The sequence below is a fragment of the Streptococcus suis genome, assembly GCF_002960625.1.
GTDB lineage: Bacteria > Bacillota > Bacilli > Lactobacillales > Streptococcaceae > Streptococcus > Streptococcus suis_T.
In genome coordinates, this window is record NZ_POJH01000014.1 from 1 (window position 1) to 1,761 (window position 1,761).

Genomic DNA, 1,761 nt, shown 5'->3' on the forward strand with positions numbered 1-1,761 from the left:
TGTTGTTTCTGAACTTCAACCCGATGGTAGTGTAAAAGTTTATAATGTTTCATCAACAGGAGATCGCACTGAAATCGCCACTATCCGTAATGGTGTAGATGGTCGCGACGGTGTAAATGGCAGCTCTGTCGTTTCTGAACTTCAACCAGATGGCAGTGTAAAAGTCTATAATGTCTCATCTACGGGCGAGCGCACCGAAATCGCCACAATTCGTAATGGTGTAGATGGTACCAAAGGTCAGGATGGTGCCAATGGTAGCTCCGTCGTTTCCGAACGTCAAACTGATGGCAGTGTAAAAGTCTATAATGTTTCATCAACAGGTCAGCGTACTGAAATTGCCACCATTCGTGACGGTGCCAAAGGTCAGGATGGAGCCAATGGTAGCTCCGTCGTTTCTGAACTTCAATCCGATGGCAGTGTAAAAGTCTATAATGTCTCCTCTACAGGCGACCGTACCGAAATCGCCACAATTCGTAATGGTGTTGATGGAGCCAAAGGTCAGGATGGTGCCAATGGAAGTTCGGTCGTTTCTGAACGTCAAACTGATGGTACTGTAAAAGTTTATAATGTCTCCTCTACAGGAGAGCGTACCGAAATCGCCACCATCCGTAACGGTGTCGATGGTGCCAAAGGTCAGGACGGTGTAAATGGTAGCTCCGTCGTTTCCGAACGTCAAAATGACGGTACTGTAAAAGTTTATAATGTTTCATCCACAGGTCAGCGTACCGAAATCGCCACTATTCGTAATGGTGTCGATGGTCGCGATGGCGCCAAAGGTCAGGATGGTGCAAATGGTAGCTCCGTAGTTTCTGAACTTCAGCCAGATGGCAGTGTAAAAGTCTATAATGTCTCCTCTACAGGAGAGCGCACTGAAATTGCAACAATTCGTAATGGAGCAGATGGTCGTGACGGTGCCAAAGGTCAGGATGGAACCAATGGTAGCTCCGTCGTTTCCGAACTTCAGCCAGATGGCAGTGTAAAAGTTTACAATGTCTCATCAACAGGTCAGCGTACCGAAATCGCCACCATCCGTAATGGTATCGACGGTACCAACGGTCGTGATGGTGCCAATGGTAGCTCCGTTGTTTCCGAACGCCAAACTGATGGTAGTGTAAAAGTTTACAATGTCTCATCAACAGGTCAGCGTACCGAAATCGCCACCATCCGTAATGGTATCGACGGTACCAACGGTCGTGATGGTGCCAATGGCAGCTCTGTTGTTTCCGAACTTCAGTCAGATGGCAGTGTAAAAGTCTATAATGTTTCATCAACAGGAGAGCGTACTGAAATCGCCACTATCCGTAATGGAGCAGATGGTCGTGACGGTGCCAAAGGTCAGGATGGAACCAACGGTCGCGACGGTGTAAATGGCAGCTCTGTTGTTTCTGAACTTCAACCCGATGGTAGTGTAAAAGTTTATAATGTTTCATCAACAGGAGATCGCACTGAAATCGCCACTATCCGTAATGGTGTAGATGGTCGCGACGGTGCCAATGGAAGTTCCGTCGTTTCCGAACGTCAAAATGATGGTACTGTAAAAGTCTACAATGTCTCATCCACAGGTCAGCGTACTGAAATCGCCACTATCCGTAATGGTGTAGATGGTCGCGATGGCGCCAAAGGTCAAGATGGAACCAACGGTCAGGACGGTGCAAATGGTAGCTCCGTTGTTTCTGAACTTCAACCAGATGGCAGTGTAAAAGTCTACAATGTCTCCTCCACAGGAGATCGCACTGAAATCGCCACTATCCGTAATGGATA

General features: G+C 47.5%; 1 pseudogene. It reads left to right on the forward strand.

Annotation, left to right across the window (positions count from 1 at the left end):
- A pseudogene (locus tag C1G49_RS11045) lies at nucleotides 1-1,761 on the forward strand (hypothetical protein); the annotation flags it as partial.